This is a genomic window from Pseudomonas sp. CM27 (assembly GCF_013179515.1).
GTDB lineage: Bacteria > Pseudomonadota > Gammaproteobacteria > Pseudomonadales > Pseudomonadaceae > Aquipseudomonas.
In genome coordinates this window covers 15,683-37,883 of sequence record NZ_JABMCN010000016.1, presented here as the reverse complement: position 1 = coordinate 37,883, position 22,201 = coordinate 15,683, and the positions used below count along the sequence as shown (strand labels likewise).

The following is a 22,201-nucleotide window of genomic DNA, read 5'->3' as shown; positions in this document are numbered from 1 at the left end:
CCCTCCAGCGCATCGGCGGCCAGGGTCGCCCCGGCCAGGAAGCCGAAACCGCCGGCCTGGGTGGTGGCGATGACCAGGTTGGCGTCCGACACCCAGCCCATGGCGGTCTGCACGATGGGGTAGCGGCAGCCCAGCGCCTCGGTCAGCGCCGTGTGCATCCAGCGGCTCACAGGCATCCTCCTTCCGGCTGCGCGGCCTGCTTGTTGGCCTGGGCCATGCCCTTGGCGTCGAAGCCGCCGAGCTTGTCACCCGACAGCAGCTCGTTGTGGGCATGGGCAAACTGGTGCCAGGCAAATGCGGCATCCATGGCCGCGCGCTTGCCCTGCAGGTCTTCGACGTGGTTGATGGCCTGTTTGGTCAGGGCCAGGCCCATGCGCGGCTGGCGGGCGATGCCGGCCGCCAGCGCGTAGGTTGCCGACTCCAGCTGGTCGCGCGGCAGCACGCGGTTGACCATGCCCATCTGGTAGGCGCGCTCGGCGCTCATACGGTCGCCGCAGAACAGGAACTCCTTGGCGATACGGGGGTTGAGCTCGTAGGGGTGGGCAAAGTACTCGACCCCCGGAATGCCCATGCGCACCACCGGGTCCTGGAAGAACGCATCGTCACTGGCGACAATCAGATCGCAGACCCAGGCCAGCATCAACCCGCCTGCAACGCAGGCGCCGTGCACCATGGCAATGGTCGGCTTGGGCAGCTCGCGCCAGCGCCGGCACATGCCCAGGTACACCTCCTGCTCACGGGCATACAGCTGCTCGCCGCCCGGCTTGTTGGTGTGGTCCCACCACAGCTGCGCGCGTTCGAACGGGCGATTGATGTCACGCCCGGGCGTGCCGATGTCATGGCCGGCGGAAAAGTGCCGGCCGTTGCCGCGCAGAACGATCACCTTGACGCTGTCGTCGTCCACCGCCTGGCGCAGCGCGGCGTCCAGGGCGTAGGTCATCTGCGAGTTCTGTGCGTTGTTGAAACCAGGGCGGTTGAGGGTGACCGTGGCAATGCCGTCGGCCACCGCATACAGCACCGGGTGTTGGGTTTCATAGACCGCGTTGTCTTCGCGGCTGACGAACTGGCTGTCGCTGCTGTGCATGCTCACATCCTCAGGCCGGGCGAATGCCAGGTGGGTTGCCCTTCACCGCTGCCGCGCGCAGCCCATGGGGGTCGAGGTGGCGGATCAGTTCCAGCTGCTCGGCACTGGGGTGCGCGGTTTCGCACAGCTGGGCAGCCTTGAGCAGCGGGAAGCCGGTGTTGTCCTGGACTTCATCGAAGCTCACGCCTGGGTGCAGGGTGCGCACCTGCACGGCGCGCTGCGGGCCTTCGAAATCCAGGGTGCACAGGTTGGTGACCACCCGGCGAATGTCCATCAGGTCACGGCGGGCGCCTTGCGGCCAGCGGTCGGCCTTGAAGCCCACGCCCGAGACCATGTCCACTTCGCCACTGACGAACACCCGCGTGTTGTGGTTGGGCACAAAGAACGAATTGAGGTGGTTGATGCTGTTGCCGGGCAGCCCGCGCACACCGAGCATGGCGGTTCTGGGCTTGTGGTAGTCGCCGACGCAGGACAGGTTGGTCTGGCCCCAGCGGTCGATCTGGGTCGGCCCGATCATCGCATGGCGGCGGCCGCCCCAGACGCACTCGAACACCCGCTCGAACGACAGGTAGCCGCTGTAGCGGGCGACATACTCGCCACGCGGGCCCAGCGGGATGGGTTGTTCCACCAGAAACGCCTCGCTGTCGGTCATCAACAGCTCCGGGCTATGGCTGAGCTTGGCCAGGCTGGCGCCCAGGCGCGGAATCACGCCAAGGCCCGAGGCGATCACTTCGCCATTACCACGCCAGGCTTCGGCAGCGGCCACGATCATCAGCTCGGCCAGGGTGAAATCACAGGTAGCAGACATGCTTGGCACTCCTCAGAACACAGGTAGGGGCAAGGCGCCCATGCGCGCGGCACCGCCGTTGTGCGCTTGATAGGCCAGCTCGCCACCCGCCACGCAGGCCTCGACATACTGCTGCCAGCCGTTTTCTTCCTGGCTGCTGGCCACGTAGCGCTTCAGGTGCTCCAGGTCCCAGCCATAGTCCGATGGGCACGAGGTCGGGTGAGCCCCCAGCGGGGCATGCACCACGCCGGTGACCAGGTAGCGCTCGAAGGTGTTGCCGCGGGCCTGCTCGGCATCCAGCGACAGGCGCTCTTCCAGCCGCTCGCACGAGACGAAACACTGCTGGGCGGCGCGGGCGAACAGGTGGTCGAAATACGGGTCTGGGCCGGTGACCAGGCAGTTGCCCAGGCGGTCGGCGACATTCACATGCAAGAACGCCACGTCCAGGTTCAATGCCGGCATCGCCAGCAGCAGCTCGCCGTCGTCATAGGGCGAGCACACGGTTTTCAGGGCCGGGTTGAGCCGGGTCACGTCGGTGGCCAGGCCACAGCGGGTGGGCAAAAACGGCAAGCGCATGCCGGCCGCCCGCAGGCCCCACTGGAACATGCCTTCGTCCAGCTCCATCAACTCCAGTTCACCGGCCTCGCGGGCCTTGCGGTAGTACGGCTCGAGCGGGATAGCGTCGAGGGTGACAAAGCCGAACACCAGCTTGCGCACCTTGCCGGCAGCGCACAGCATGCCTACCTCGGGCCCGCCATAAGCGACCACAGTCAGGTCCTTCACTGACGAGCGCAGGATTTCGCGGACAATCGCCATCGGCTTGCGCCGTGGCCCCCAGCCACCAAAACCGATGGTCATGCCATCGCGCAACTGGGCGACGGCATCGGCGGCTGTCAGTTGTTTGTTCAGGGTCATGATGTTGCTCCTTGCTGCTGCCCGACCGAGAAGTCGTGGCCCCAGATGCTCACGCGGGTGAATTCGAAGGCCGAGTGCTCGGCCCAGTCGACCTGCAACCCGCCATAGCCGTATTCCAGATCGAAACCGGACGGCGTCTTCATGTAGAAACTGGTCATGCGGTCATTCAAGTGCTGGCCGAGGGTGGCCGACAGCTGCCCGCCGTGGGCCTGCAGGCGGTCGTGGGCACGGCCGACCTCGGTCATCGAGTCCACTTCGACCATCACGTGCACGCAGCCCGACGGCACCGGGTACTCGGCCAGGGCCAGGCTGTGGTGGCGGGCATTGCGGCAATGCAGGAAGTGGATGCGTACGGGCGGGGCCGACGGGTCGGGGCGGAAGTTGAAGATGTCCGACAGGCCGAAGCCGAGCACGTCCTTGGCGAATGCCAGGGTGGCGTCGAACTGCGGCGCAGGCAGCACCGTGTGGCCCAGCCCCATGTCCCCGGTGATGAAGCGCGGTACGCCCTGTGGGGACACGAACGGCTGGCAGTCGGAGCGATGGCCCCAGCTGAGCTCATGCTGGTTGCCGGACGGGTCGGTGAGAGTGACCAGCGCCTGCACACCGCGCTGCTCGATGGCCTGGTCGGTGCCCGCCTGCCATTGCACGCCGCGGCGCTCCAGGTGTTGCAGGGCCTGGACGAACGCCTGCTCCGAGGCCAGTTCCCAGCCGCTGGCCAGGTAGCGCGGGGCGTCACCTTCGACCACCAGCATGCGGAACGGGCGCTCATCCATCTTCACGTACAGGCCGCCGCCAGGTGCCGCGTGCACTTGCATGCCAAGCACATCTTCGGCGTAGCGTTGCCACTGGCTGAGGTTCTCGATCTGCGAGACGAAGTAGCTCAAACCGCGAATGTCGATCATGCCCGGGTTCCTCCTGGCTCAAGTCGTTGCCTGGGGAACATTGTGCTAAGCCCCGCGCCAGCGCTCATCGTCCGTTGAGACTACGCAGCCGCCGCGCTGCGCCGGGCTGGCGGACTAGTCCGTTTCAGTGATTCGGCGCCATCCGGCGCCTGCATAGACTCATGAGGCCGCTGTGCTGCCCGGGCTGCACGGGGTGCATCCATCCGCCCACAGAGACCCACCCATGGAATTCGCTTTCACCGACGAACAGCTGATGATTCGCGACAGCGCCGAGCGGTTTCTGGCCCAGGCCAGCGACTCGCAGGCGGTGCGCGCGGCCCTGCGCCGTGCCGACGACTACGACCCCGAACTGTGCCGGCGCATCGGCCAGGAGCTGTACTGGCCCGCCCTGCTGGTCCCCGAAGCCTGCGGTGGCATGGGCCTGGGTTTTGTCGAGCTGGCTGTGCTGCAGGAGCAATGCGGGCGCTTTCTGCTCGGCTCGCCGCTGTTTGCCACCAGCTGCCTGGCCACCCCGGCGCTGATGCTGGCCGACAACCCGGCGCTGCAGGCGCGCTGGCTGGGCGCCATTGCCGCTGGCCAGGCCTGCGCCACCCTGGCGTGCGCGCTGCAGCCCGCGCAGGTGCAGGTGCATGCCATGGCCGATGGCGACGGCTACCGGCTGCACGGCAGCCATGCCCAGGTCATCGATGGCGCGCAGGCCGACCTGTTGCTGATACCGGCGCGCAGCCCTGGCAGCACCGGCGAACAGGGCATCAGCCTGTTTGCCGTGCCGGCCGACACCCCCGGCCTGATGCGCACTGCCCTGCCCACCCTCGACCAGACGCGCCGGCTGGCGTGCATCGAGTTGCGCCAGGTTCACCTCGGCGACGCGCACCTGCTGTGCGCAGCAGGCCAGGCCTGGCCGTTGCTGCGCGATGCCCAGCGCATCGGCGCCATCGGCCTGGCCGCCGAACAGCTTGGCGGCGCCCAGCAAGCACTGGACCTGACCCTGGCCTACATCAGCGAACGCCGCCAGTTCGGCCGCCCGATTGCCAGCTTCCAGGCCATCAAGCACCGCTGCGCCGACATGATGCTGCAGGTGGAGTGCGCCCGCTCTGCGGTGTGGTATGCCGCCTGCGTCGCCCGTGAATGCCTGGCGGCCGATGGCGACCCGGCCGTGCGCAGCGAGCTGCTGGCCGCCGCAGCCACGGCCAAGGCCCACGCCAGCGAAGCGTTCTTCCACTGCGCAGCCGAGTCGATCCAGCTGCACGGCGGTGTCGGCTTCACCTGGGAATACGACCCCCACCTTTACTTCAAGCGCGCCAGGGCCAGCGAGCAAATGCTCGGCACCCCGGCCTGGCACCGTGAGCGCCTGGCCGCGCAATTGTTCGGAGAACACGCATGAAAATCGGCTTCAGCAGTGCAGATGAAAGCTTTCGCCAGGAGATCGCCGGCTGGCTGGCCGCGCATTTGCAGGGTGAGTTCGCGCCGTTGCGCTTTCGCGGCGGCCCCGGCGACGAGCACAGCTTCCCGAACGAACGCAAAGCGTGGGAGCGGGAGCTGGCCGCAGGGGGCTGGGTAGGCGTCGGCTGGCAGCCCGAAGATGGCGGCCGGGGGCTGAGCATCAGCCAGCAGGTGATCTTCCATGAAGAGTACGCCAGGGCCGGCGGCCCCGGGCGCATGGGCCATATCGGCGAAGGCCTGGTCGGGCCGACCCTGGCGGCATTCGGCACGCCCGCGCAACGCCAGCGCCTGCTGCCGGGTATACGCGAGGGCCGCGAGTTCTGGTGTCAGGGCTATTCCGAGCCGGGCGCCGGCTCGGACCTGGCCAACGTGCAGACCCGCGCCCGCCTCGATGCGGCAGGCGAGCGCTGGCTGATCAGCGGGCAGAAGGTCTGGACCTCGCTCGCCCACGAAGCCGACTGGTGCTTCGTGCTGGCCCGGACCGAGCCCGGCAGCGTTGGCCACCATGGCCTGTCGTTCCTGCTGGTGCCGATGGCGCAAGCGCAGATCCGCGTGCAGCCCATCGTGCAACTGACCGGTACCAGTGAATTCAACGAAGTGTTCTTCGACCAGGCGCAGACCTCAACCGACAACCTGGTCGGCCAGCCTGGGGAAGGCTGGAAGATCGCCATGGCCCTGCTCGGCTTTGAACGTGGCGTATCCACCCTTGGCCAGCAAATGCAGTTCCACAACGAGCTGGCCGAAGTGATGCGCATTGCCCAGGCCAATGGCGCCGCTGGCGACCCGCTGCTGCGCCAGCGCATTGCCCAGGCCTGGTCAGGGCTCAAGGTGCTGCGCTACAACTCGCTGCGCATGCTGTCGGGGCCGCAGGATGGCAACCTCGGCCGCGAGGCGATGATCTACAAGCTGGCCTGGTCGAATTGGCATGCCGAGCTGGGCAAGCTGGCCATGGACGTGCTGGGCGACGCCGGCGAGGTGCTGGAAGCGGCGCCATACAGGTTGAGCCGGTTGCAGTCGCTGTTCCTGTTTACCCGCTCGGACACTATTTACGGCGGTAGCAACGAGATCCAGCGCAATGTGATTGCCGAGCGGGCATTGGGCATGCCGCGCGAACCGCGCAGCCGCTGAACGATCCACAAGCCGGCGCCTTCGCGGCAGGCTGCGAAGGCGCCGGTTTGCAGCGCCTTACCGGACCCTGATCTTCGGGTCCCCTGCCCCGCGCCGCAACCCTGCCAGAAACCCTTCCAGCGGCGCCGGCTCGGCAATCTGCGGCAACGCGTCCTTGTCCGGGCGCTGGGCCCAGAACGCATCCCACGACGGGAACAGCTCGTGGAAACTGCCGGCGTACGGCTCCCGGCCCGGCCAGCGCATCTTCAGCCCGCCGATCGGCGGTTTGTTGAGGTCGCTGGCGTACCAGTAGCACGGCAAGCGCCGGCGGAAACACCAGCGCCCATCGATACGCTCGTAGTCGTCCCAGTAGAGCATCTGCATGATCACCCACTCCGGCCCGGTTTCATGCTCGTTCTTCGAATACACCACACCCGTGGCGTGGTCGGGGTCGCTGAACTCGATGATGTGCTGGCCCAGGTGGTGCGAGGTGCCGTGAAACTGCTTGCGCATGGTCTCGTCCAGCCAGGCCTTCAGGTGCGCGCGGCCCTGCTTGTCGCGGCCAACCCGCACGTCCTCGGCAAAGCAGTTGGCCATCGCGTCCATGTCGCGCATGTCCAGGGCCAGGGCATACTTGCCGGCCAGCTGGCGGATCGCGTCCAGCGACTCCAGGCGGTCGATGCGCTGCAGCAAGGCGCTGCTGTCCATGCTGGTCATTCCAGCACCGTGTACAGGTCCGACCCCCGGCCGCCGTCCACTGCCAGGCTGGCCCCGGTCACGTAGGACGCCTCGTCGCTGGCCAGGAACAGAATGGCATTGGCCAGTTCGTGGGGCTGGCCGACCCGGCGCATGGGGATGACCTTTTCGGTGTTGGCGCGGGCGCGGGCGTCGCCCAGCATGCCGGCGGTGGCCGGGGTATCGACCACGCCCGGGATGATCACATTGCAGCGTATGTTGTGCGCTGCGCCTTCGCTGGCGGCAGCCCGGCTGAAGTTGATCACTGCCGCCTTGGCCGCCGAGTAGCCGGCCATCCAGGCGGTGCCGAACAGCCCGCAGATGGAGGCGATATTGACGATCGAACCGCCCTTGCCCTGCATCAGCTGCATGGCGGTACGGGTGCCCCAGAACGTGCCGTCCACCGTGGTGGTGAAGTTGGCGTGCCAGTCGGCGGTGGTCATGCTGTCGATGCCGCCCCACGTGTAGGCCATGGCGTTATTGACCAGGATGTCCAGGCGCCCGTGACGCTGGGCGGTGGCCTGCAGCGCGGCAACATAGGCCTGCTCGTCGCTGACATCGGCCACCGCCACCTCGGCCCGCCCGCCCGCGGCCACAACCTGTTCAAGTACCGCCTCCAGCGGTTGCGCGCGGCGCCCGCACAGCACCACCAGCGCGCCTTCTTCGGCAAAGCGCAGCGCCGTCGCTGCGCCAATCCCGGAGCCGGCGCCGGTAACGAATGCGACCTTGTCTTGCAGACGTTTGCTCATCAGCTGTTCTCCTGTCAGATAAAGGCCATGCCGCCGTTGACGGCGATGTTCTGGCCGGTGATGAAACTGGCATCGTCACTGGCGAGGAACACCGCTACGCGGGCGATCTCGTCGGTTTCGCACATGCGCCCCAACGGTACGTTCTTCAGCAGCGCCTGCATGTGCTCTTCAGGGATGCCGGCCATCATCGGCGTGTTGGTCGGGCCGGGCACCAGGGTGTTGACGCGGATACCCTGCGCGGCAAGTTCACGGGCAATCGAGCGGGTCAGGCCCATGACTGCAGCCTTGGAGGCGCAGTAGTGGCTTGGCCCTTCGCCGGTCAGTGCGGCGGTGCTCGACAGGTTGATCAGCACCCCCTGGCGCTGGCCCTTGAGCATCAGCCGTGCGCCTTCGCGGCAGCACAGAAAAGTACCGCCGAGGTTGACACCGATCACCCGCGCCCAGCTGTCGTCGGGGGTGTCCAAAAAGCTGTCCAGGGCACCGACACCGGCATTGTTGACGACGATGTCGAGGCCGCCGAAACGTGCCTCGACCTGGCCCATGGCGTCTGCAACCGACGCTGCGTCCGCGACGTTGCAGCCCAGCGCCAGTACCTGCTCGCCCAGGTCGGCCAGGCCAGCGGCCAGGGCCGGCTGGTCGAGGTCGACGGCCACCACCTTGGCCCCTTCGGCAACGAACCGGCGCACGATGGCCTGGCCCATGCCCTGCCCGGCGCCGGTCACGAATGCCACCTTGTCTTGCAGTTTCATAGCGTTCTCCTTGGTTGAAGCGCGTGAGTGCGTCCCATCATTGGCTGCCGGGCACGGGCTCACATCGTCCGATAGGACTAACGCCCACTGCCGGGCTGGTCTGAACGGACGATGTGAGCATTGCCGGCGCAGCCCAGGATCGGATGACGCATGCCGGGCTGGCCCGGGCTTCCCCCTTCAGGCGGCGTGGCGGCCCGCCTGGCATGCAACCCTGAAACCTGCGCAACCTGGAGAACAGCATGAATCAGCCTGTCGACGTGCCCTTGCCCACCGGGCACTACACAACCCTGGCCAACGGCCTGCGCCTGCACTACCTGGATGAAGGCAGCGGCCCTGTGGTGCTGTGGCTGCACGGCAGCGGCCCGGGGGCCAGCGGCTTCAGCAATTTCAAGGGCAATTACCCGGTGCTGGCGGCGGCCGGCTACCGCAACATCCTGCTCGACCTGCCCGGTTTCGGCCGTTCGGACAAACCTGAGGATGTGCGTTACGAGCTGGCGTTTTTCGTCGAGTGTGTCGCGGCGTTTCTTCAGCAGATCGGCGTCAACCGTTGCACCGTGCTGGGCAACTCGCTGGGTGGTGCCATTGCCCTGGGCCTGGCGCTGGGCCATCCGCAGTTGGTGGAACGCCTGGTGTTGCTGGCACCGGGCGGTGTGGAGGAGCGCGAAACCTATTTCCAGATGCCTGGCATCGTGCACATGGTCAATGTATTCAACGCCGGCCCGATCGGGCTGGAGGAAATGCGCAGCATGATGCGCCTGCAGCTGTTCGATGACTCGATCCTGCCTGAGCCGCTGCTGCTGGAGCGGGTGGCGGTGGCGCAGACGCAGCCGAAGAACCTGTTCAGCACCATGCTGGTGCCGAACATGCGGGCGCGGCTGGGGGAAATCGAATGCCCGATACTCGGGTTCTGGGGCAGCAACGATCATTTCAACCCGGTCAGTGGCGCCCAGTACATCATCGATGGTGCCCGGCAGGCGCGGTTCATTGTGCTGAACCGTTGTGGGCATTGGGTGCAGGTGGAGCACCGCGAGCTATTCAACCGTAGCTGTGTGGATTTTTTGCAGCATGGTTGATGGGGGTGCCCGCGTTTGAGTTTTTGGCGCCTGTGTGGGTGTCCGCCACAACATGTTCAGCGCCTGTGAAGGTGTTCGCTGCCACATCTTCAGCGCCTGTGAAATCGAGCGCCGCCCGCGCGGCGCTCGATCTCACAGGCGCTGAAGATGTGGTGGCGGACACCTCCACAGGCGCTGATAATTGAATGCCAAACCCACCGCCTAACCAAACCTCAAACCACCCCCGCCGGCTCGCTATTCAAGCGCGCATCCCCCGGCCGACCCAACACACACGAGGTCCCCCCCGGGGTGTACATCATCGCCACACACCGGTTACACGCAGTACAAATTGACTGGCAACTCGCCCCACTGGCCAGTTTGTTCACATAATCAGGCTCGGCAATCAGCACCCGCCCCATCGCCACCAGCTCGAACCCCTCAGCCATCACCTGCTCGATGCTGGCCAGGCTCTTGGCACCGCCCAGGTACGCCAGCGGCATCTTCACCGCCGCCCGCACCTTGCGCGCATGCTCCAGCAAGTACAGCTCACGAAACTCGACAACCGGGTCCATGCGCCGCTGGATCGCCATCGCCAGGGCAATCACCGGGTTCTTCTGCTGCACCCGGTTCTCCTTGGGGAACGACGAGCCGAACATGGTGGTGATCGACTCGGCGTTCATGCCGGCACTGAGCACCAGCAAATGTGCGCCCTCCTGTTCCAGCATCTGCGCGATCCTGGCACCGTCTTCTGCGCTGTTACCCGCGCGCACGCCTTCGGTGATGCTGTACTTGCAGATCACCGCCAGCTCCTGCCCGACGGCATCGAGCACCGCGCGCAGCACCCGACGCGGGAAGCGCAGGCGGTTTTCCAGGCTGCCGCCGTACTGGTCGCGGCGCTTGTTGTACAACGGCGAAATGAACTGGCTGAGCAGGTAGCCATGGCCCATGTGGATTTCCACGGCATCGAAGCCGGCTTCGCGGGCCAGCCGCGCGCCCTGGGCAAAATCACGCACCACCTGCTGCATGTCGGCCTCGTTCATCGCCTGCTTGAGGAACATGCCGCTCATCATGCCGATCTTGTTGAAGCCGCCACTGGCCGACAACGGCCTGGCAGTGGAGCGCTCGCGGATGAAGGTGAAGCAGCCACCATGGGTGATCTGCGCACTGGCCAGCCCGCCCTCACGGTGCACGGCATCGGTCAGTGCCCTGAAGTGCGGCAGGCTCGCACGCTCCAGGATCAACTGGTTGGGCAAGGTGCGGCCATCGCGGCTGACCGCGCAGTAGGCCACCGTGGTCAAGGCAACGCCACCTGCGGCCAGGTTGCCGTGCAACTGGGCCAGCTGCCGCGACGGCACGCCCTGGGTGCTCATGCCTTCGTTGGTGGCGGCCTTGATGAAGCGGTTCTTGAGAGTCAGCGGCCCGATGCTGACGGGGCGGAACGGCGATGCAGGCGTGGTCGGGTTCATGGCGAACGGTATCCTCGGCTTGGGCTAGAAGGTGTACTTGGCGTTGAACGACACATAGTCGCGGTCGGCCAACAGGCGGCCTTGGGCGACATCCGGGGAGCTGAGGTAGGCGACATAGGTCAGGCCCACCTGGAAGTTGCCCAGGTACTTGAAATCACCGCCCACGGTCAGGCGCTTCTCGTCACGGCCCAGGCCCTGGTAGGCGCTGCCATCGACGTTCTGCTGCCAGACCACCCGGGTGGTGAGGTCGAGGCCGTCGGCAATGGACGGGTAATCCATGTACGCGCCCACCCCGAGCAGCGTCGAGCCACGGGTCTGGGTGGCGGATTCGAAATTGTCGAACCGGCCATCCACGCCCGGCCCGCCCCCGGTCACCACCAAGGTGTCGACACCGGCAATGTGCTGGTGCACCACTTCACCCATGAAGGTGCTCTGCTGGGCCAGCAGGCTCGGCCCGAGGATGTACGAGGCGTTGAGGTTGCCCTGCCAGATCTGCCCGGTGGTCGGGGCGCCGTTGTCGAGGTAGACCGACGCACCATCGCGGTAGCTGAGATCACCGGCGTACTGCACGGCATCACCGACCTTGGAGCTGAAGCTGACCCCGGTCAGCTCGACATCCTCGAAATAGCCCATGCGGTAGGCGGGCGCCGCATCGGTATTGGCGCGCTGGCTGATGCGCGCGTTCGACGAATAGCGGGTCTGCCCGGTGAAGTCGAAAAACAGCGAACCGACGCGCTCGTGGTAACGGTAGTGAAACAGCCCCACCTCGGTATTCTCGGTGACCCGGTAGCGCACACCCATGCCCCACTGGCCACTGTCGCGCGGCTTGACCTCACCGGCATAGTTGACCGCCGTGAAGCTTTTGTCCGGCAAGCTGTCGATCACCCCGGCGCCAAGCCGGAAGAATTCGGCACCCGGGCCGAAGGTGTCGCTGCCGAAGTAGTCGCCCACCGGGTTCAGCTGGGTCTTCTCCCACTCGTACTGATAGAACCCGACCAGCGCCAGGTCTTCGTTCAGCGACCACGACAACGATACCTGGCCCACCGGCAGGTAGGCATCCTTGGCTTCGGTGCCCGGGACGTTGAACTTGGTGGCATCCACCGGCGCCTGGCCCTGGCTGATGTTGGCCCAGAACAGGCTTTCGCCCCAGGCCACCAAGTGGCGACCGGCCTTGAGCGAGAGGTACTGGGTGTCGCCCATCTGGTAGTTGCCATACACGTAGGCATCCAGCAACCGCGCCTTGCTGCCGCTGAGGCGCCGGGTATCTTCGACGAAGCCATCGGCGCGGCCGACCTTGTTCACCGTCTGCGGCGAGTCGTTGTCGTTGCGCTGGTGGTAGACATCATCGTAGAAGTGGCTGCCGCGCAGCACCGCGCCGATATTGTCGTGGCGCAGGCGCAATTCGCCGAACAGGCTGACCCGGTTGGTGATCAGCCCGCCGCGCTTGAAGTTGCGCGTGCCGTCATCGTTGTTGAGGTCGCCAAGGTATTGGCTGGCCTGCTTGGCGGTACGCATCGAGGCGGTGTAGTTGACCGTGAGCGATGAGTCCAGGGTGGTGTCCTCGCCCAGCTCCAGGGTCGGCCCGGCGCATACGCCACCACTGGCCAGGCCAACGGCCATGGCCAACCAACCGCGCCCGGCAAAACCCCTGGCGGCGCCCTGCGCCAGCCGGTTCGACATAGACATGCTGCTCTCCTTTATTGTTATTGTTGCGGTATGCCGACGCAGCCTGGAGCAGCGCACGCGGGCGCACATCGTCCATTTGGTGAAACCGCCAGCACCGCGTTCAGGCCCCGGCAACCACCGCACGCAGGTCGTTCTTGGCCACCTTGTTCGAAGGGTTCAGCGGCAACGCACTGAAAAAGCGCACCTGGCGCGGCACCTTGTAGTTGGCCATGCGTTCGCGGCTCCAGCCGATCAATGCCTGCTCGTCCAGTTGCTGCCCCTGGCGCAGCACCACGCAGGCACACCCCACCTCGCCCATGCGCGCATCGGCCACGCCGATCACTGCCACCTGGGCGATGGCCGGGTGGCCCAGCAAGGCCGCCTCGATCTCCGCCGGGTAGCAATTGAAACCACCGACGATGTACATGTCCTTGAGGCGGTCGGTGATGACCAGGTTGCCGGCCGGGTCCAGCCGGCCGACATCGCCGGTGTGCAGCCAGCCGTCGGCATCGATGGCTTCGGCAGTGGCGGCCGGGTCCTGGAAGTAGCCCTGCATGATGTGAAAGCCGCGCAGGCAGATTTCCCCGGTCTCGCCCTGCGTCAGGGTGCGGTTTTCGGGATCGCGGATACTGACCTCGGTGCCGGGCAGCGGCCGCCCGCTGGTACCGGCGATAACCTCGGCAGCGTCCTGCGGGTCGCACAAGGTGGCCAGGCCGCCGCACTCGGTCAGGCCGTAGGCCGTGGTCACCACGCTGAAGCCCAGCTGGTTGCGCATGCGCTCGATCAGGCTGGGCGGGATGCTCGCCGAGCCGGTCACGGCAACCCGCAGGCTCGACAGGTCGGTGCTGGCCAGCCGTGGGTGGGCCAGCAACGACAGGTACAAGGTGGGGGCGCCCGGCAGCACCGTGACCCGCTCGCGGGCGATGCGTTCGAACACCGCTTCGGCGTCGAACACCGCATGCGGCAGGATGGTCGCCCCGGCAATCAGGCAGGTCAGCCAGCCTGCCTTGTAGCCGAAGGCGTGGAAGAACGGATTGACGATCAGGTAACGGTCGCCCGGCCCCAGGCCCAGCACCCGCACATATTCGCCAAAGGCGCGCAGGTTCTGCCCATGGGCACTCATCACGCCCTTGGGCTTGCCGGTGGTGCCCGAGGTGAACAGCAGGTCGCAGACCGCTTCGGGCCCGATGCACAGGGCGCGCCGCTCGGCGGTGAGCTTCTCGATGGTGGCGGCGCCACGCAGGAACTGGCTGTAGCTCAGATCGTGCGCGGGCAATGCCCCGGCGCCGTCGAACACCACCAGGTGCTCCAAGGTCGCTGGCCGGTGGGGAGCGAGCAGCGCCGGGTAATCGACTTCCAGAAAACGCTGCTGCACGAACAGCACGCGGCAGCCACTGCGCGCCAGCACGTCCGCAGCTTCAACCCCTTTCATGCGGGTATTGACGGGTACCAGCACTGCGCCGGCGCAGTGTATGCCCAACGCCGCCAGGATCCACTCGCGGCTGTTGGGCGCCCACAGGCCCACCCGATCACCGGCCTGTATGCCCAGCGCCATCAGGCCACGGGTCACCTGCAGCGCCTGGTCCGGCAAATCGGCGTAGTCCAGGCGCATGCCGTTTTCCTCGATGGCGGCATGGCCGGCAAAGCGTTGGGCGCTGTCGAACAGCAAGCGGGCGATGGTGGCAGGTGCTGGCTGCCGGGAAGGGGTGGGATTGAGACTTGGATTCATGCGGGGCTCGCTCATCGGCGTCACTCGGGAAAACGGATACGCAGCTGCCCGCTGGTGGGCACGGCCTGGCAGGCCAGGATCCAGCCTTCGGCCAGCTCGCCGGCATCCAGGGCATCGTTGTGCAGCAGTTCGACATCGCCGCTTTCGAGGGTGCACATGCACGAGGCACAGCCCCCTACCCGGCAGGCACTGGGCGGGTTGAGGCCGGCGCGGTGCATGGCGTCCAGCAAGGTTTCGCCGCTGTCGCAGGCCAGCTGGTGTTCCTGGCCATCCAGGCGCACCGCCAGCTGCGCGGCCACGGCCGCGTCACTTGCGACCTGGGTGGGCGCGTCGCCTTCGCCAGGCAGCGAGACGAAGCGCTCCACATGCACCCTTGCCGGCGGCATGCCTAGCTGCTTCAGGGCTTCGACGGCGGTGTCCATGAACGGGCCTGGCCCGCAGATGAACGCCTGGGCATCGATGAACGGCCGCGCCAGCTCCGCCAGCTGCCCCGCCAGCGGAATGCCCTGCAATGCATCAAGCCAGTGCACCACCTGCAGGCGCTGCGGGTGCACGGCCGCCAGCAGGCGCAGCTCGTCGCGGAAAATCACCGACTGCTGGTCGCGGTTGGCGTACACCAGCAGGATGCGCCCCTGCCCGGCCAGCAGCGCCGAGCGCAAGATCGACATCACCGGGGTGATCCCGCTGCCGCCGCCAAACAGCAGCAGGTCTGCCGACAGGTCGCGCGGCACGAACACCCCGGCCGGGGGCAGCACTTGCAGGGTCTGGCCTTCTTGCAGGGCATCGCACAGCCAGTTGGAGGCACGCCCGTCGCGCACCCGCTTTACGGTCACCCGCAGCGGTTCGTCCAGCAGCGGCGTGCTGGACAACGAATAGCAGCGTGGCAGCCAGCCGCCTTCAAACGGCACGCGCAGGGTCAGGAACTGCCCTGGCTGGTAGCGAAACCGCTCACTGAAGGCCTCCGGCACCTCGAATACCAGGGAGCGGGCGTCGGCGCTTTCCTCGACCACCCGCGCCACGCGCAAGGCCAGGTAGTCACTCATACGAACGGGTCCGGGTTGGGCAGGCCCAGCTGTACCGCGCCGAAGCTGCGGCCGTAGGCCATGAAATTGTTGGCGATGTGCCCGCGGGCCTGGTGCAGGTCGCGGAACAGGCGCGCCACCGGGTTGCTGTTGTACAGGCCGGACGCAGCCATGCTGCGCAGCAGGTCGCTGACGCGCTCGGCACAGATGTTGGTGACGTAGGAGGACTGGTAGCGGTACAGCAGGCGCGTCTCGGTGTCTGGATACTCGCCGGCCCGGGCCAGGCGCATCAGGTGTTCGTAGTTGCGTTCGAGCACCAGCTTCAGGCAGTCGACAGTGATCACCGCCTCGGCCACGGCGGTCTGCGCCACTGGGTCGTCGGCGGTGCGCGCACCGTGCTTGCCGATGTGCTGCGCGGCGTTGTCGCGGAAGGTGTTGATCGCGCCCTGCAAAGCGCCGATAGCCGAGGTCGATACCGCCCGGGAGAACACCTGGGCAAAGGGGATGGCGTAGATCGGATTGGTGTTCACCAGCCGCCCCGGCGTGGCCTCGATCTGCCAGTTGTTGGTGCGCTGTACGCGGTGTGCCGGTACGAACGCGTCCTCGACCACGATGTCGTGGCTGCCGGTGCCGCGCAGGCCAAGCACATCCCAGTTTGGCTCGATGCCGTAGTCGGCGCGCGGCAGCAGGAAAGTGCCGTGCTCGCTGGCAAAGTCGCCGTCGGCGGGCAGTATGCCGCCCAGCAGCACCCAGTGGCAGTGCTCGCTGCCACTGGAAAACCCCCAGCGCCCGCTGATGCGGTAACCACCCGGCACCACCGTGACCTTGGCCGAGGGCATGTAGGTCGAGGAGATCAACGCGTTGTGGTCGTGTTCCCACACCTCGCGCTGTGCCTCCACCGGGTAGCGTGCCACCTGCCACGGGTGCACGCCCATCACGCCGTACACCCAGGCGGTCGACATGCAGCCTTCGGCGAGGATCATCTGGATTTCGAAGAAGGTGCGCGGGTCGACTTCATAGCCACCGAAGGCGCGTGGCTGCAGGGCGCGCAGCAGGCCGGCCGACTGCAGCTCGGCGATGGTCTGGTCGGGGATGCGCAAGTCGCGGTCGGCCTGCGCGGTACGCTCCTTGAGCAGCGGCACCAGGCGCCGCGCACGTTCGATCAGTTCGAGTTCTTCCTGGGTTTTTTCTCGCAAGCTGTGCATCACTGGTTTCTCCCGATCTCGCTGCGCCACTGCGCGAGTTGAAGCCGATGATCGGGCGGTACGCGACAGGCTTCATCGTCAATGCGGACTAGGGTTTGCCGCCACGCTGCGGGGCGTGCAGGGCCTGCCGCGCTAGTCCGTTAAGACGATGCCGGCGGGTGTTGGCGAGGCGATAGTCGTCGCCATCCACAGCCCTGAGGAAGCACCGCCATGAGTATCCTGCAGCGATTTCGAATCGACGGCAGCGTCGCCATCGTCACCGGTAGTGGACGTGGCATCGGCCGCGCCATTGCCCTGGCCTATGCCGAGGCCGGCGCCGATGTGGTCTGCGCCGCCCGCTCACTGGACGATGTGCAAGGGGTGGCCGAGGAAATCCGCGCCATGGGCCGCAACGCCCTGGCCTTCGCCTGTGATGTCAACGACAGCGAACAGCGCCGGGCACTGGTCAGCCAGAGCCACGAGCATCTGGGGCGCATCACCCACCTGGTCAACAACGTCGGCGGCGGCGGCCCCAACGACCCACTGAGCCTCAGCCCCGAGCAGTTCGACGAGGTGCTGCGCTTCAACGTGTCCAGCGCCTACGCGTTCTGCCAGCTGTGCGTGCCGCTGATGCGCGAGGCCGGCGGCGGCAACATCGTCAACATCAGCTCGGTGGCGGCGCGTTACGCCCAGCGCCACTTCAGCGCCTACGGCACCGCCAAGGCCGCCCTCAGCCACCTGACCCGGCTGCTGGCCCAGGACTTCGCGCCCCAGGTGCGGGTCAACGCGGTCGCCCCCGGCCCCACCCTGACCGCCGCGCTCAGTGGGGTGATGCCCGCCGCGATGCGCCAGAGCATGGAAGCCAACACCCCGCTCAAATGCCTGGGCACACCTGAAGACATCGCCGCCGCCGCGCTGTACCTGGCCAGCCCCGCATCGGCCTGGGTCAGCGGCAAAATCATCGACGTCGACGGTGGCGCCGACAGCAGCGTGTGGGTGGGCTGAACAACGCTTTTCTCAGGCCGGCCTCAGCACACTCGAACCGGCCCTTTTTATTCCCTGTCTGTTCATTTTCCACTGCAGAGACCCCGCCATGGACGCCCACCTGATCACCGCGCTCGGTGACGAGCTGTTCAATGCCCTTCGTGGCCGCCAGACCCTGCCGCCGCTGACCCGCCGCTACCCGGCCATCACCCTCGACCAGGCCTACCGCATTTCGCTGGCCTTCCTGCAGCGCCGCGAAGCGCTGGGTGAGCAGGTGGTGGGCAAGAAGATCGGCGTGACCAGCCGTGCCGTGCAGGAAATGCTCGATGTCCACCAGCCGGACTTCGGTTTCCTGACCAACGCCATGCAGGTCGAGGATGCCAGTGCCGTGAGCCTGGCCCAGCACCGGCTGATCCAGCCCCGGGCCGAGGGCGAGATTGCCTTCGTGCTGGCTGAAGACCTGCACGGCCCCGGCATCAGCGCCGACGACGTGCTGGCCGCCACGCAGTGGGTGATGCCCTGCTTCGAGATCGTCGACTCGCGCATCGATGCCTGGCAGATCCGCATCCAGGACACCGTGGCCGACAACGCCTCGTGCGGTGTGTTCGCCCTGGGTACCCAGCGCGTCGACCCGCGCAGCCTGGACCTGGCCCGGGTCGAAATGCAGCTGCTGAAAAACGGCCAAGCCGCCGGCAGCGGCCTGGGTTCCGCCGTTCAGGGCCACCCTTGTGCGGCCGTGGCCTGGCTGGCCAATACCCTGGGCGAACTCGGCATCCCCTTCCGGCGCGGCGAAATCATTCTTTCCGGCGCGCTTGCGCCCCTGGTGCCGGTGGTTGCCGGCGACCGCATCAGCCTGAGCATGAGCGGGCTGGGCCATTCCAGCCTGCGCTTCGTGCCCTGATCCCCTCTCCCTGGAGCCATGACCATGAACAAGAAGATCCGCTGTGCGCTGATCGGGCCAGGCAACATCGGCACCGACCTGTTGTACAAACTCAAGCGCAGCGAGGTGCTGGAGCCGGTCTGGATGGTAGGCATCGATGCCAGCTCCGAAGGCCTGGCACGCGCCCGCGAGATGGGCCTGAAGACTACCGCTGACGGCGTTGACGGCCTGCTCCCGCACGTGCTCGAAGACCGCATCCAGATCGCCTTCGATGCCACCTCGGCCTACGTCCACGCGCAGAACTCGGAAAAGCTCAACGCCCTCGGCGTGCTGATGATCGACCTGACACCCGCAGCCATAGGCCCGTTCTGCGTGCCGCCGGTCAACCTCAAGGCCAACCTCGGCCTGGGTGCGATGAACGTCAACATGGTCACCTGCGGTGGCCAGGCGACCATCCCGCTGGTGGCCGCCGTGTCCAGCGTGCAGCCGGTGGAATATGCCGAGATCATCGCCACCGCCGCGTCGAAATCGGTGGGGCCTGGCACGCGCAAGAACATCGACGAGTTCACCCGCACCACCGCCAGCGCGGTGGAACAGGTGGGCGGCGCCCGGCGCGGCAAGGCGATCATCATCATCAACCCTGCCGAACCGCCGCTGATCATGCGCGACACCGTGCACTGCCTGACTGCCGACACGCCGGACCAGAACGCGATCCGCGCGGCGCTGGACGCCATGATCGCCCAGGTGCAGCGCTATGTGCCGGGCTACCGGCTGGTCAACGGCCCGGTCTTCGATGGCAACCGGGTGTCGATCTTCATGGAAGTCGAAGGCCTGGGCGACTACCTGCCGCGTTACGCCGGCAACCTCGACATCATGACTGCGGCCGCCGCGCGTACCGCCGAGCTGTACGCCGAAGAAATCCTCAAGGGCGAGCTGGTGCTGCGCCCCGCCCCCACTGCTCTGGCCTAAGGAAGCGACCATGGACCTCTCTGGCAAACGCATTACCGTACATGACATGTGCCTGCGCGACGGCATGCACCCCAAGCGCCACCAGATCAGCCTGGATGAGATGCAGCGCATCGCCAGTGGCCTGGATGCGGCAGGCGTGCCGTTGATCGAGGTGACCCACGGCGATGGCCTGGGCGGCAGCTCGGTGAACTACGGCTTTCCGGCGCACAGCGACGAGCAGTACCTGGCGGCGGTGATCCCGCTGATGAAGCAGGCCAAGGTGTCGGCGCTGTTGCTGCCCGGCATCGGTACCGTCGAACACCTGAAAATGGCCCATGAACTGGGGGTCAGTACCTTGCGCGTGGCTACCCACTGCACCGAAGCGGACGTCAGCGAGCAGCATATCGCCCATGCCCGCCACCTGGGCATGGACACCGTGGGTTTCCTGATGATGGCGCACATGAACAGCGCCGAAGGCCTGGTGACCCAAGGCAGGCTGATGGAAAGCTACGGCGCCAACTGCATCTACCTGACCGATTCTGCCGGCTACCTGTTGCCCCACCAGGTCAGCGAGCGGGTGGCGGCGATGCGCGCTGCGCTGCGGCCGGAAACCGAGATCGGCTTTCACGGGCACCACAACCTGTCGATGGGTGTGGCCAACTCGATCGCTGCGATTGCCGCCGGTGCCAACCGGATCGACGCGGCCTGCGCGGGCCTGGGCGCGGGCGCTGGCAACACGCCGATGGAAGTGCTGGTGGCGGTGTGCAAGCGCATGGGTATCGAGACCGGGGTGGATGTATTTGCCATTCAGGATGTCGCTGAAGACCTGGTGGTGCCGATCATGGACTTCCCTATTCGCAGCGACCGCGATGCGCTGACCATGGGGTATGCCGGGGTGTACGGCTCGTTCCTGCTGTTCGCCAAGCGCGCCGAGCAGAAGTACGGCGTGTCGGCGCGGGAGATTCTGGTGGAGATGGGGCGCCGCGGGATGGTGGGGGGGCAGGAAGACATGATCGAGGATACCGCCATGACCCTGGCGCGCCAGCGCGGCTGAGTGAGCTGGCCACAGCATTCTTAGCGCCTGCGAGATCGAGCGCCGCGCGGGCGGCGCTCGATCTCACAGGCGCTAAAAATGCTGTGGCGAGCACCTGTCAGCCCCGATGCAATCCTGTAGGAGCGGGTTCACCCGCGAACACCGGCAAAGCCGGTGCCATTCACCGCAGTCGCCTAGCGCCAGTCAGCCACAATCCCATATTGCAGCGCCAACGCCTGTGCCGCCACGGTGCGCCGCTGGTACTGCGGCGCGCGTTCATCCTCGGCCAGCCACAGCATCACCGCCGCCGGTACCTCGGGCGGGGCGCTGCCGGCGCGCAGGGCAATCACGCCCTGCTCACCGATGGTCGCCTTCAGCGCTTCGGTGGTGACCACGCCGGGGTTGAGGGTATAGGCACGGATACCGCGCTCGCCCAGTTCCACCGAAAGCATGCCGGAAAGCCGCGACACCGCTGCCTTGCCGGCACCGTAGGCATAACCCCAGCCGCCTTTGTCCGCCGCCACCGGCGGGTCGCTTTCACCGGCGCCAGAGGTGACGTTGATGACCACCCCGCCGCCCTGCCCCAGCATCCGCTGCACCACCGCCCGGGTCAGCAGGAACGGGCTGAGGATATAACCGGTGAACATGCGCTCGAGGGTCTCCGGCTGCAGCGCCAGAAAGGTCGCGTTAAGGTCACTGCCCTGGTAGATCGCATTGTTCACCAGCACATCGATACGGCCGAACTCGGCCAGTACCGTTGCGCAGGCCTGTTCGGCCGTGCTGCTGTCCAGCAGGTCCATCGGCACCACCAACGCCCTGCCACCCAGGCTGCAGATAGCGTCGGCGGTCGCGTTGAGGCTGCCCGCCAGCGGCGCGCCGCTGGCATCGCGCAGGGCATGCGGGTGCTGCTCGCCCTCTTCCAGGGTGCGTGCGCTGATCGCCACATCATAGCCGGCGCGGGCGAAGGCCAATGCCGCCGCCCGACCGATGCCACGGCTGGCGCCGGTAATGAAAGCCACTTTGTTCATGCAAGATCCTTTTCAGAAGCGCGGCGCACGCACCATTGCGTCCATACCGCCATCGATGAACACCACGCTGCCATGGATGAACGCCGCCTGCCCGGACTGCAGGAACGCCACCAGCGCGGCGATTTCATCCGGGGTGCCAGCACGCCCCAGCGGCGCAACAAAGTCACGCACCGCCTGGCCAAACCGGGCATCGTCCAGCGACGCCTGGTGCAGCGGCGTCTGCACCGCACCGGGTGCTACCACGTTCAGGCGTATGCCGCGGTCGGCCCAGGCCGGCGCCAGTCGCCGGGCCTGGTGGGTCACAGCATACTTGGAGCAGGCATAGGCGATATGCGGCTGGCCCAGCGTATTGGCCAACTGCACTGCGCTGGCCTCGTCCCCCTCCAGCATCGCCGCCGTCATCGGCTGCTGCTCGGCACCCGGCTGGGTCGACGCTACCGAGCCGATCACCAGCGCCGCCGGTGCCTGGCCACGGGCCAGGGCATCCTGCAGGCCATCGAGCAGCTGGCTGACACCAAAGTAGTTGACCGCCAGCACCAGCCCGCAGGACGGCGCGGTAACGCCAACCCCGGCACAACACACCAGGCCGTCCAGTACCCCGCCGCTGCGTTCCAGCACCTGGTCAATGGCGGCTTGCCGCCCCTGGGCGGTGGACAGATCGGCGATAACCTCGGCATTGCTGCGGTCGATACCGATTACCTCATGCCCCGCCGCACGCAACGCAGCACTCACCGCTGCG

22 protein-coding genes are annotated in these 22,201 nt (G+C 66.7%); 7 read left to right on the top strand and 15 right to left on the bottom strand.

Going from position 1 to position 22,201, the window contains the following annotated elements; genetic code table 11:
* The 5 genes from HP547_RS03795 to HP547_RS03775 all read right to left on the bottom strand — a co-directional run.
* Window positions 1-170 (bottom strand): nitronate monooxygenase (locus HP547_RS03795; RefSeq protein WP_172285555.1); only part of this gene is annotated, 170 nt, incomplete at its 3' end.
* On the bottom strand, window positions 167-1,084 hold the full coding sequence (locus HP547_RS03790; RefSeq protein WP_172222694.1) for an enoyl-CoA hydratase: 918 nt from the start codon (window positions 1,082-1,084) through the stop codon (window positions 167-169). The genes HP547_RS03795 and HP547_RS03790, both read right to left, overlap by 4 nt.
* Before the next feature lie 10 nt (window positions 1,085-1,094).
* Window positions 1,095-1,892, bottom strand: a complete 798-nt coding sequence (locus HP547_RS03785; protein WP_172222698.1) for a CoA-transferase subunit beta — start codon at window positions 1,890-1,892, stop codon at window positions 1,095-1,097.
* A gap of 12 nt (window positions 1,893-1,904) precedes the next feature.
* On the bottom strand, window positions 1,905-2,780 hold the full coding sequence (locus HP547_RS03780) for a CoA transferase subunit A (protein ID WP_172222770.1): 876 nt from the start codon (window positions 2,778-2,780) through the stop codon (window positions 1,905-1,907).
* Window positions 2,781-2,782: 2 nt separating this feature from the next.
* Window positions 2,783-3,688, bottom strand: coding sequence for a VOC family protein (locus tag HP547_RS03775; RefSeq protein ID WP_172285554.1), 906 nt, complete (start codon window positions 3,686-3,688; stop codon window positions 2,783-2,785).
* A 223-nt stretch (window positions 3,689-3,911) separates the two neighbouring features.
* Here HP547_RS03775 and HP547_RS03770 point away from each other — a divergent pair, with 223 nt between their 5' ends.
* Both HP547_RS03770 and HP547_RS03765 read left to right on the top strand, forming a co-directional pair.
* Window positions 3,912-5,072, top strand: a complete 1,161-nt coding sequence (locus HP547_RS03770) for an acyl-CoA dehydrogenase family protein (RefSeq protein ID WP_172285553.1) — start codon at window positions 3,912-3,914, stop codon at window positions 5,070-5,072.
* Window positions 5,069-6,259: an acyl-CoA dehydrogenase family protein gene (locus HP547_RS03765; RefSeq protein WP_172222710.1), complete on the top strand. Its 1,191-nt coding sequence runs from the start codon at window positions 5,069-5,071 to the stop codon at window positions 6,257-6,259. The genes HP547_RS03770 and HP547_RS03765 overlap by 4 nt, the downstream gene beginning before the upstream one ends.
* A 57-nt stretch (window positions 6,260-6,316) precedes the next feature.
* On the opposite strand, the gene HP547_RS03760 is transcribed toward HP547_RS03765, so the two are convergent.
* The 3 genes from HP547_RS03760 to HP547_RS03750 are packed head-to-tail and all read right to left on the bottom strand — an operon-like array spanning window position 6,317 to window position 8,471.
* Window positions 6,317-6,946, bottom strand: a complete 630-nt coding sequence (locus HP547_RS03760; RefSeq protein ID WP_172222713.1) for a nuclear transport factor 2 family protein — start codon at window positions 6,944-6,946, stop codon at window positions 6,317-6,319.
* A 5-nt stretch (window positions 6,947-6,951) separates the two neighbouring features.
* Window positions 6,952-7,722 carry an SDR family NAD(P)-dependent oxidoreductase gene (locus HP547_RS03755; RefSeq protein WP_172285552.1) on the bottom strand — a complete coding sequence of 257 codons (771 nt, stop codon included), beginning with the start codon at window positions 7,720-7,722 and terminating at the stop codon, window positions 6,952-6,954.
* Between the two features lie 14 nt (window positions 7,723-7,736).
* Window positions 7,737-8,471 (bottom strand): SDR family NAD(P)-dependent oxidoreductase, encoded by a 735-nt coding sequence (locus HP547_RS03750; protein WP_172222720.1) that lies wholly within the window; start codon window positions 8,469-8,471, stop codon window positions 7,737-7,739.
* Window positions 8,472-8,710: 239 nt separating this feature from the next.
* Here HP547_RS03750 and HP547_RS03745 point away from each other — a divergent pair, with 239 nt between their 5' ends.
* On the top strand, window positions 8,711-9,544 hold the full coding sequence (locus HP547_RS03745) for an alpha/beta fold hydrolase (protein ID WP_172222723.1): 834 nt from the start codon (window positions 8,711-8,713) through the stop codon (window positions 9,542-9,544).
* A 212-nt stretch (window positions 9,545-9,756) separates the two neighbouring features.
* Here HP547_RS03745 and HP547_RS03740 read toward each other — a convergent pair whose 3' ends face one another.
* From HP547_RS03740 to HP547_RS03720, 5 genes are all read right to left on the bottom strand, one after another.
* Window positions 9,757-10,989: an NADH:flavin oxidoreductase gene (locus HP547_RS03740; protein ID WP_172285551.1), complete on the bottom strand. Its 1,233-nt coding sequence runs from the start codon at window positions 10,987-10,989 to the stop codon at window positions 9,757-9,759.
* A 24-nt stretch (window positions 10,990-11,013) separates the two neighbouring features.
* On the bottom strand, window positions 11,014-12,675 hold the full coding sequence (locus tag HP547_RS03735) for a DUF1302 family protein (RefSeq protein WP_172285550.1): 1,662 nt from the start codon (window positions 12,673-12,675) through the stop codon (window positions 11,014-11,016).
* A 100-nt stretch (window positions 12,676-12,775) separates the two neighbouring features.
* Entirely contained in the window at window positions 12,776-14,383 is a 1,608-nt protein-coding gene (locus HP547_RS03730) for a FadD3 family acyl-CoA ligase (protein ID WP_172285549.1), read from the bottom strand.
* 20 nt (window positions 14,384-14,403) lie between these two features.
* The gene (locus tag HP547_RS03725; RefSeq protein WP_172285548.1) at window positions 14,404-15,426 is read right to left on the bottom strand and encodes a ferredoxin--NADP reductase; all 1,023 of its coding nucleotides are present in this window, start codon (window positions 15,424-15,426) and stop codon (window positions 14,404-14,406) included.
* Window positions 15,423-16,610, bottom strand: a complete 1,188-nt coding sequence (locus tag HP547_RS03720) for an acyl-CoA dehydrogenase family protein (RefSeq protein WP_172285547.1) — start codon at window positions 16,608-16,610, stop codon at window positions 15,423-15,425. The genes HP547_RS03725 and HP547_RS03720 overlap by 4 nt, the downstream gene beginning before the upstream one ends.
* Before the next feature lie 210 nt (window positions 16,611-16,820).
* On the opposite strand from HP547_RS03720, the gene HP547_RS03715 reads away from it, so the two are divergent.
* The 4 genes from HP547_RS03715 to dmpG all read left to right on the top strand — a co-directional run bounded on the left by HP547_RS03715 (window position 16,821) and on the right by dmpG (window position 20,455).
* The gene (locus HP547_RS03715) at window positions 16,821-17,594 is read left to right on the top strand and encodes a glucose 1-dehydrogenase (RefSeq protein ID WP_172222742.1); all 774 of its coding nucleotides are present in this window, start codon (window positions 16,821-16,823) and stop codon (window positions 17,592-17,594) included.
* 88 nt (window positions 17,595-17,682) lie between these two features.
* Window positions 17,683-18,474 carry a fumarylacetoacetate hydrolase family protein gene (locus HP547_RS03710; protein WP_172222763.1) on the top strand — a complete coding sequence of 264 codons (792 nt, stop codon included), beginning with the start codon at window positions 17,683-17,685 and terminating at the stop codon, window positions 18,472-18,474.
* 24 nt (window positions 18,475-18,498) lie between these two features.
* Window positions 18,499-19,422, top strand: coding sequence for an acetaldehyde dehydrogenase (acetylating) (locus HP547_RS03705; RefSeq protein WP_172285546.1), 924 nt, complete (start codon window positions 18,499-18,501; stop codon window positions 19,420-19,422).
* A gap of 10 nt (window positions 19,423-19,432) precedes the next feature.
* Window positions 19,433-20,455 carry a 4-hydroxy-2-oxovalerate aldolase gene (gene dmpG / locus HP547_RS03700; protein WP_172285545.1) on the top strand — a complete coding sequence of 341 codons (1,023 nt, stop codon included), beginning with the start codon at window positions 19,433-19,435 and terminating at the stop codon, window positions 20,453-20,455.
* A gap of 173 nt (window positions 20,456-20,628) precedes the next feature.
* On the opposite strand, the gene HP547_RS03695 is transcribed toward dmpG, so the two are convergent.
* Both HP547_RS03695 and HP547_RS03690 read right to left on the bottom strand, forming a co-directional pair.
* Window positions 20,629-21,462 (bottom strand): SDR family NAD(P)-dependent oxidoreductase, encoded by an 834-nt coding sequence (locus HP547_RS03695; protein ID WP_172285544.1) that lies wholly within the window; start codon window positions 21,460-21,462, stop codon window positions 20,629-20,631.
* 12 nt (window positions 21,463-21,474) lie between these two features.
* The coding region (locus HP547_RS03690; RefSeq protein ID WP_172285543.1) for an SDR family oxidoreductase at window positions 21,475-22,201 on the bottom strand (727 nt) is incomplete at its 5' end.

Coding starts and splice junctions, on each gene's coding strand:
- HP547_RS03790 (WP_172222694.1), bottom strand. CDS start 1,084: ATGCACAGCAGCGACAGCCAGTTCGTCAGCCGCGAAGACAACGCGGTC.
- HP547_RS03785 (WP_172222698.1), bottom strand. CDS start 1,892: ATGTCTGCTACCTGTGATTTCACCCTGGCCGAGCTGATGATCGTGGCC.
- HP547_RS03775 (WP_172285554.1), bottom strand. CDS start 3,688: ATGATCGACATTCGCGGTTTGAGCTACTTCGTCTCGCAGATCGAGAAC.
- HP547_RS03770 (WP_172285553.1), top strand. CDS start 3,912: ATGGAATTCGCTTTCACCGACGAACAGCTGATGATTCGCGACAGCGCC.
- HP547_RS03765 (WP_172222710.1), top strand. CDS start 5,069: ATGAAAATCGGCTTCAGCAGTGCAGATGAAAGCTTTCGCCAGGAGATC.
- HP547_RS03760 (WP_172222713.1), bottom strand. CDS start 6,946: ATGGACAGCAGCGCCTTGCTGCAGCGCATCGACCGCCTGGAGTCGCTG.
- HP547_RS03755 (WP_172285552.1), bottom strand. CDS start 7,722: ATGAGCAAACGTCTGCAAGACAAGGTCGCATTCGTTACCGGCGCCGGC.
- HP547_RS03750 (WP_172222720.1), bottom strand. CDS start 8,471: ATGAAACTGCAAGACAAGGTGGCATTCGTGACCGGCGCCGGGCAGGGC.
- HP547_RS03745 (WP_172222723.1), top strand. CDS start 8,711: ATGAATCAGCCTGTCGACGTGCCCTTGCCCACCGGGCACTACACAACC.
- HP547_RS03740 (WP_172285551.1), bottom strand. CDS start 10,989: ATGAACCCGACCACGCCTGCATCGCCGTTCCGCCCCGTCAGCATCGGG.
- HP547_RS03735 (WP_172285550.1), bottom strand. CDS start 12,675: ATGTCTATGTCGAACCGGCTGGCGCAGGGCGCCGCCAGGGGTTTTGCC.
- HP547_RS03730 (WP_172285549.1), bottom strand. CDS start 14,383: ATGAATCCAAGTCTCAATCCCACCCCTTCCCGGCAGCCAGCACCTGCC.
- HP547_RS03725 (WP_172285548.1), bottom strand. CDS start 15,426: ATGAGTGACTACCTGGCCTTGCGCGTGGCGCGGGTGGTCGAGGAAAGC.
- HP547_RS03720 (WP_172285547.1), bottom strand. CDS start 16,610: ATGCACAGCTTGCGAGAAAAAACCCAGGAAGAACTCGAACTGATCGAA.
- HP547_RS03715 (WP_172222742.1), top strand. CDS start 16,821: ATGAGTATCCTGCAGCGATTTCGAATCGACGGCAGCGTCGCCATCGTC.
- HP547_RS03710 (WP_172222763.1), top strand. CDS start 17,683: ATGGACGCCCACCTGATCACCGCGCTCGGTGACGAGCTGTTCAATGCC.
- HP547_RS03705 (WP_172285546.1), top strand. CDS start 18,499: ATGAACAAGAAGATCCGCTGTGCGCTGATCGGGCCAGGCAACATCGGC.
- dmpG (WP_172285545.1), top strand. CDS start 19,433: ATGGACCTCTCTGGCAAACGCATTACCGTACATGACATGTGCCTGCGC.
- HP547_RS03695 (WP_172285544.1), bottom strand. CDS start 21,462: ATGAACAAAGTGGCTTTCATTACCGGCGCCAGCCGTGGCATCGGTCGG.